We start from the raw sequence: 6,901 nt of genomic DNA on the forward strand, positions 1-6,901 counted from the left end.
GCCCCCTAGCATGGCTTTCGAGCCACGACAAACCTCCGTTGTCAGTTCGGCCCGGGGGAAAGCAGCGCGGATTTGGCGCGGCGTGGAGCTGTGGCTGGAGGAGGAGCGCGAACGGTTGCCGCTATGGGTTCCGGTCGCCCTGGCTGCGGGAATCGCGGCCTGGTTCCTTCTGCCTAATCGGCTGGAATGGCTGGCCTTTTGCTGCGTGACGCTTGCGGTCGCCTGCGCCGCGCTGCTTTTGCCGCCCGGTGGCCGGGTGCGTCAGGCGATCGTCGTCGGTGGCATTCTTGCCTGTGCGGGGTGCCTGCTGGTCTGGGGGAAAGCGACGATCGTCGGATCGCCGCCCCTCGACCGCCCGGCCTTCATCTCGCTGAAGGGGGAGGTCCGGTCGGTCGAAAGGCTGCCCGCGCAGCACATGAGTCGCGTGCTGGTCCGGCCTGTCGGCGTGCCTGCCCTGCCGCCCCTGGTGCGCGTCAATCTTGACGATGCGTCGATGCCGCCGGGGGTCGGAGAGGGAGCCATCATAGCCTTCCGCACAAGGCTGATGCCGCCTGCGCCGCCCAGCCTGCCGGGCGGCTATGATTTTGCGCGCCGCGCCTATTTCGAGGGCGTCGGCGCGACCGGGCGTGTGCTGCCGCCGGTTACGGTCCTGCGGCCGGCCACGGCCGGCCCCCGGTTGAGGGCGCGTCTGTTCGAGCATATTCTGGAGCGCGTTCCGGGACAGGGCGCCGGCATCGCCGCTGCCCTGGCCACCGGCGATCAGGGCGCGATCGCGCAGGCAGATGCGGAGGCGATGCGGCGGAGCGGCCTTGCGCATCTGCTGTCGATCAGCGGTCTGCATGTCACGGCCCTGATTGCTGCGGTGATCTTCCTGTTGATGCGGATGATGGCGCTCAGCCGCCGGGCGGCTCTCGACTGGCCGCTGATGCTGCTGGCCGCGGGCGGCGGCGCTCTGGCGGGCATCGGCTATACGCTTCTGACTGGCGCAGAGGTGCCGACCGTGCGATCCTGCGTCGCTGCCCTGCTTGTGCTGGGCGGACTGGCGATGGGGCGGGACGCGATCACGCTCAGGCTCGTGGCGGCGGGGGCGCTGGTGGTGCTGATCCTCTGGCCAGAAGCACTGGTGGGGCCGAGTTTCCAGATGAGCTTCGCGGCCGTGATAGCCCTGGTGTCGCTGGGCGAGCATCCGGCCTTCCGTGCCTTTCTCGCGCCGCGTGACGAAGGGGTGGGGCGCCGGATCGGGCGCAATCTTGCGGGCATGCTGGCGACCGGCCTGGTCGTGGAGCTGGTGCTGGCGCCGATCGCGCTGTTCCATTTCCACAAGGCGGGCATGTTGGGATCGATCGCCAATCTGGTGGCCATACCGCTTACGACGCTGGTGGTCATGCCGTTGGAGGCGACGGCCTTGCTGTTGGATCTCGGCGGGTGGGGTGCGCCCTTCTGGTGGCTTGCCGCGCGATCGATCGACCTGCTGTTGCTGATTGCCCATGGCGTGGCGTCCAGCCCTTGGGCGGTGGTACTGGCGCCCGCCCAATCGGGCGTAGTGTTCGGCCTGATGCTGCTGGGCATGCTGTGGTGCCTGCTATGGCGAAGCCGGTGGCGCTGGGCGGGTCTGATGCCCGTGACCACCGGCGTCATGATGGTCCTGACCAGCCCGATGCCCGCCATATTGATAAGCGGGGACGGCCGGCATGTCGCGGTGCGCACTGCCGATGGCGGCATGGCGATGCTGCGGGCTCGCGCCGGCGGCTATGCGCGCGAGGTCATGGCGGAAAGCGCGGGTTATGACGGTATCTTGCAGGCATTGACGGCGCTGCCCCAGGCCCGCTGTTCTCCCGATCTATGCGCCGTTCGCCTGAAGGGAGGGGGCCGGAACTGGAACCTGCTGCTGACGCGAAGCAGCGTGAGGATCGATAATGCGATACTGGCGCGGGATTGCGCCTATTCAGACATCGTCGTCAGCGACCGCCGCCTGCCGGGCGCCTGTCGCCCACGCTGGCTGAAGGTGGATCGACGCTTCCTCGCCAGGACGGGTGGCCTGACCATCGATCTGGACCATGGCACCATGCGCAGCGCGAAGGCGTGGCATGACGAGCACCCTTGGGTCGCGCGGCCTTCCAGCCGGCCGCGCGAATACAGGAAGCATCAGTTATAGCGGCGCAGCAACCCGGCCAGCTTGCCCTGGATGCGGACCTGCCGAGGGTCGTAGATCTGCGGTTCATAGGCGCTGTTGGCGGGATCGAGCCTGACCTTCGGACCCTCACGCCGGAAATATTTCAGCGTCGCTTCATTTTCGTCGATCAGGGCGACCACGATCTGCCCCTCGCGCGCGACGTCGGTGCGCTGGATAAGCGCGAAATCGCCGTCCAGAATGCCCGCTTCGACCATTGAATCCCCCGCCACTTCGAGCGCATAATGATCCCCGGTGCCCAGCAGCGCGGCAGGAACGGAAAGCATGTTCTGCCCCTCCAGCGCCTCGATCGGTACGCCCGCCGCGATCCGGCCGTGCAGCGGAATCTCCAATATGTCGTTGGCGGCGACCGGGGGTCTGCTGGCCACCGGACCGGGCGTCAGCGGCGGCTTGGCAGGCACGACGACCTTGGGAGCGCGATGCATGGCGTCGGGCAGCTTGAGCACTTCCAGTGCGCGGGCGCGATTGGGCAGGCGGCGGATGAAACCGCGTTCCTCCAACGCATTGATCAGGCGGTGGATGCCGGATTTGGACCGCAGGTCCAGCGCTTCCTTCATCTCCTCGAAAGAGGGGGATACGCCTCCCTCCTCCAGCCGGGTCTGAATGAAGCTCAGCAATTCCTGTTGCTTGGGTGTCAACATCTCGCCTTGCCCTCCTTGGAACGGATGGAGAACGCATAGGAAACGGAACGGGGCAAGTCAAGCGCCTAACCGTTGGGCGCTTTTGCTGGAACGCGGGAGGCCCCAGGCCGTTTAACGCCTGCCTTCCACGAAGAAGGTGAATAGGAGAGAAAGATGGCCAACCAGAACAACCAGGGCGGCGGTCAACGTCGCGACCAGCAGGGCGGCGACCGCTCCAGCCAGGGTGGACGCCAGCAGCAGCAGGAAGACCGGCAGGGCCAGATGGGCGATGAACGTCGTCAGGACAAGTCGCCCGGCAAGCAGCAGCGCTGAAGGAACGGCGGCGGTCCAGCAGGGCTGACATCGCCGCCATCCGTCAGGACTGCACTGGAAGGGGTCGCGCGGCGGCCCCTTTCCTTATGCGAGGGGAAGAACCGTGACGTGATCGCCGGCGGCAGCCGGAGCAGAGCCGGCGGGGCGCAGGATGAGGCAGTCGGCCATCGCCATGGCCGCGGTGGCGGCGCTGTCCTGCGATGTCACGGAAACGATGCCCGCTTCCGTGCGGAAGGCGCGAAGGTAATCGTCGCGTTCCCCCGTGGCGGGCAGCGGCGCGGCGAGCGTCGCCGGCGCGGTGCGGGGCAGGGGCGATGCCGCGCCCATCATGTTGCGGACCAGCGGCAACAGGAACAGCGTCGCCGTCACGAAGGCCGATACCGGATTGCCCGGCAGGCCCAGGAAGACGGCGGAACCCAATGTCCCCGCCATCAACGGCTTGCCCGGACGCATGCGGATTTTCCAGAAATCGAGCGAACCCCCGGCCTGGACGAAAGCCGGGCGGACGATGTCGTGATCGCCCACCGATGCGCCGCCGGTCGAAACGATGATGTCCGCCTGGCTGGCGCGGGCAAAGGCCTGGATCATGCCGGGGAGATCGTCCGGCACGATCCCCAGATCGATGACATCGCAGGAAAGGCCGGCGAGCAGGGCGGCCAGCATGGGCGCGTTGGAGGAGGGAAGCTGGCCGGGCTGCGTCGGCGCACCGGGGGGCACGAGTTCGTTGCCTGTCGAGAGCAGGGCGACCCGCGCTCGGCGCGATACGGGCAGCGTCCCATGCCCACCCAGCACGGCGAGCGCGATCTGCGCCGCCCCCAATGCGCTGCCGGCCTTCAGCAAAAGGCCGTCCTTGCGGAAGTCGGAACCGGCCGGACGCACATGACGCCCCTTCGTCAGCGCCTCCTCCAGCCCGCGCAGCATGTCCCCCTCGCGCGCGGCGTTTTCCTGAATCAGGATGCTGTCGGCGCCCTGCGGCAAGGGCGCGCCGGTGAAGATGCGGCAGGCCTGGCCGGGTTCGAGGGGCGGAGGCGGCGGGCCGCCCGCCGCGCTTTCGGCGGCGACCTGCCATGGCCCGGGCCATTCGGCGGCGCGCACGGCATAGCCGTCCATGGCGGAAAGATCGGCCCAGGGCTGATCACGCAGCGCAACGACATCTTCCTTCAGCCATCGTCCGGCGCAGGCGGGAATGGGCATATGCTCCGTCGGCAGCGGCCTTGCCAGCGCCATCAGGCGGCTCTGCGCCTCCGCGACCGGAAGCAGGCTCATGACGCCGGCCCGTCCCCAGCCGTCCAGTCGCCGGACTTGCCGCCGCTCTTGGCCAGCAGGCGCACGTCGCTGATGATCATGCCCTTGTCCAGCGCCTTGGCCATGTCATAGACCGTCAGCAACGCGACCGACGCGGCGGTCAGCGCCTCCATCTCGACGCCGGTCTGACCGGCGGTCTTCGCGGTCGCCGTCACGGTCACGCCGCTGCCGTCGAGATCGAGGTCGATGCTGACCGAACTGAGCGGAATCGGGTGGCAGAGCGGGATGAGGTTCGCGGTCCGCTTGGCCGCCATGATGCCCGCCACGCGGGCCACGGCCAGCACGTCGCCCTTCTTCACCAATCCCTGCTCGATCGCTGCTGCTGCATCGGGACTCATGCTGATGCGGCCGCTCGCGACAGCCTTGCGCGCGGTCGTCGCCTTGGCGGAAACATCGACCATATGGGCCGACCCTTCCTCGTCCAGATGGGTGAGCTTGCTCATCGCCCCGTCAGCAGCCTGCGCGTGGCGGTTTCGACATCCGCCTGCCTCATCAGGGTTTCCCCCACCAGAAAGCAGCGCACGCCATGGTCCGACATGGCGATCAGGTCGTCATGGCTGCCGATGCCGCTTTCCGCAACGAAGGTGCATCCTTCTGGAGCCTGTCCGACCAGTTCGTAGGTGCGGGCGAAATCGACCGTGAAGTCGCGCAGGTCGCGATTATTGACGCCGATCAGGCGCGAGCGGAGCTTCATCGCGCGCTCCAGTTCTTGCGCATCATGCACTTCAACCAGCGCATCCATGCCCAGGCCAAGGGCGGCGTCCTCTATCTCCGCCATCTGATTGTCGTCCAGCGCGGCGACGATGATCAGGATCGCGTCGGCGCCGAGCGACCGGCTTTCCAGCACCTGCCAGGGATCGACCATGAAATCCTTGCGCAGCACCGGCAGGGCGCAGGCCGATCGGGCCGCGACCAGATAATCGTCATGCCCCTGGAAATAGGGTTCGTCAGTCAGCACCGACAGGCAGGCCGCGCCACCCGCCGCATAGGCGCGGGCATGGGCGGGCGGATCGAAATCGGGGCGGATCAGTCCCTTGGACGGGCTGGCCTTCTTGATCTCCGCGATCAGGCCGAAGCCGGAGCGGGCGGCACCGTCCAGCGCCTTGCGGAAGCCGCGCGGAGGCGTCTGTTCGGCGGCGCGGACGTGAAGCGAGGAAATGGGCGTGGCGGCCTTGCGCCGGGCGACTTCCTCCCGCTTTACATCGCAGATTTCGATCAGCTTGTTCGTCATTTATAGGCTATCCAGCAATTGAGCAGCGCGTTGGCAAGGCCGCGGTCGATGGTTTCGGCGGCTTCCTCCACGCCTTCGCGGAAATCGGACACGGCGTCGGCCACGACAAGGGCGGCGGCGGCGTTCAGCAGCACCGCGTCACGATAAGGCCCCGCTTCGCCTTGCAACAGGGCGCGCAGGGCGGCGGCGTTATAGGCGGGGTCGCCCCCCCTGATCGCCTCGACCGGATGGGTGGACAGGCCGAGTTCGGCAGCGGTCAGGCGGCGCGTCGCAACCAGCCTGCCGCCTTTCACCTCCGCCAGAGCATTGCCGCCAGCCAGCGACAGTTCGTCCAGCCCTTCGTCGCCTGAAACGATCATCGCATGATCGACGCCCAGTTCCGCAAGCGCCTCCGCATAGACGGGGACATAGTCCGGACGCGCTATGCCGACCAGTTGACGGCGCACCCCGGCCGGATTGGCGAGCGGCCCCATCAGGTTGAAGATGGTGCGTTCCCCGATCGCCCTGCGGATGGGGCCAAGCCGTTTGAGCGCGGGATGATAGTTCTGCGCAAAAAGGAAACAGATGCCAAGATCGGCCAGCGTCGCTTCGGCTGTCGTGGCGGCGCGGTCAAGGTCCAGACCGAGCGCTTCCAGCGTATCGGCTGCGCCGGCCTTGGAGGAAGCGGCGCGGTTGCCATGCTTGGCCACGGGCACGCCCGCCGCCGCGACCACCAGCGACACGGCGGTCGAAACGTTGAGGGTATGATGGCCATCGCCGCCCGTGCCGCAGACATCGATCGTGCCCGCCGGCGCCGTGACTGGGATCATCCGGTTACGCATGGCGCGGGCGGCGGCGGCGATTTCCGTTGCCGTCTCGCCACGCCGGGCCATGGCGACGAGAAAGCCGGCGATCTCCTCTTCCGGCAGGTTGGCGTCGAACAGCAGGTCGAAAGCCTTTGCGGCCTGTTGCGCGTCGAGTGCGGTGGCGGGATCGGGCAGGCGGGTCATCGACGCTGCCTTAATCATGGGAAGGCGCCGGAGTCGAGATGGGGAAGCGCGAAAGTCGTTATGGCAGCGCAATATGGTGCGCTAGGCGATGCGGTCGTAGGCGGCGAGATTTGCGGGTTTGCCGCCGCGGTCCCGCCTTCGCGTGTTTGCCGGACTGGCTGATTTGGGTGGATTGCGGACATTCCCCCTCCCGCAGGCGGGAGGGGGAATGTCCGCAATCCACCCAAATCAG

At 67.5% G+C, this 6,901-nt stretch carries 7 protein-coding genes; 2 read left to right on the top strand and 5 right to left on the bottom strand.

Features of this window, described 5'->3' with window-relative positions:
* Positions 1 to 82: 82 nt before the first annotated feature.
* Complete coding sequence (locus tag K7W03_RS20295) at positions 83 to 2,155, top strand: ComEC/Rec2 family competence protein (RefSeq protein WP_413469344.1); 2,073 nt, start codon at positions 83 to 85, stop codon at positions 2,153 to 2,155.
* Here K7W03_RS20295 and lexA read toward each other — a convergent pair.
* Positions 2,146 to 2,832, bottom strand: coding sequence for a transcriptional repressor LexA (lexA, locus tag K7W03_RS20300; RefSeq protein ID WP_044661822.1), 687 nt, complete (start codon positions 2,830 to 2,832; stop codon positions 2,146 to 2,148). The two genes, K7W03_RS20295 and lexA, sit on opposite strands and share 10 nt — an antisense overlap.
* Before the next feature lie 153 nt (positions 2,833 to 2,985).
* Between lexA and K7W03_RS20305 the strand changes: the two genes are divergently transcribed.
* Positions 2,986 to 3,144 (top strand): hypothetical protein, encoded by a 159-nt coding sequence (locus K7W03_RS20305; protein ID WP_165363390.1) that lies wholly within the window; start codon positions 2,986 to 2,988, stop codon positions 3,142 to 3,144.
* An 84-nt stretch (positions 3,145 to 3,228) separates the two neighbouring features.
* On the opposite strand, the gene glp is transcribed toward K7W03_RS20305, so the two are convergent.
* The 4 genes from glp to trpD are packed head-to-tail and all read right to left on the bottom strand — an operon-like array spanning position 3,229 to position 6,669.
* The gene (glp, locus tag K7W03_RS20310; RefSeq protein WP_222887165.1) at positions 3,229 to 4,410 is read right to left on the bottom strand and encodes a gephyrin-like molybdotransferase Glp; all 1,182 of its coding nucleotides are present in this window, start codon (positions 4,408 to 4,410) and stop codon (positions 3,229 to 3,231) included.
* A complete protein-coding gene (moaC, locus tag K7W03_RS20315; RefSeq protein ID WP_222887166.1) occupies positions 4,407 to 4,892 on the bottom strand; it encodes a cyclic pyranopterin monophosphate synthase MoaC in 486 nt (161 codons plus the stop codon). Before moaC ends, glp begins: the two co-directional genes overlap by 4 nt.
* The gene (trpC, locus tag K7W03_RS20320; RefSeq protein ID WP_222887167.1) at positions 4,889 to 5,680 is read right to left on the bottom strand and encodes an indole-3-glycerol phosphate synthase TrpC; all 792 of its coding nucleotides are present in this window, start codon (positions 5,678 to 5,680) and stop codon (positions 4,889 to 4,891) included. Before trpC ends, moaC begins: the two co-directional genes overlap by 4 nt.
* The gene (gene trpD, locus K7W03_RS20325) at positions 5,677 to 6,669 is read right to left on the bottom strand and encodes an anthranilate phosphoribosyltransferase (protein ID WP_222887169.1); all 993 of its coding nucleotides are present in this window, start codon (positions 6,667 to 6,669) and stop codon (positions 5,677 to 5,679) included. The genes trpC and trpD overlap by 4 nt, the downstream gene beginning before the upstream one ends.
* Between the last annotated feature and the right edge of the window lie 232 nt (positions 6,670 to 6,901).

The sequence above is a fragment of the Sphingobium sp. PNB genome (assembly GCF_019873065.1).
Lineage (GTDB): Bacteria > Pseudomonadota > Alphaproteobacteria > Sphingomonadales > Sphingomonadaceae > Sphingobium > Sphingobium fuliginis.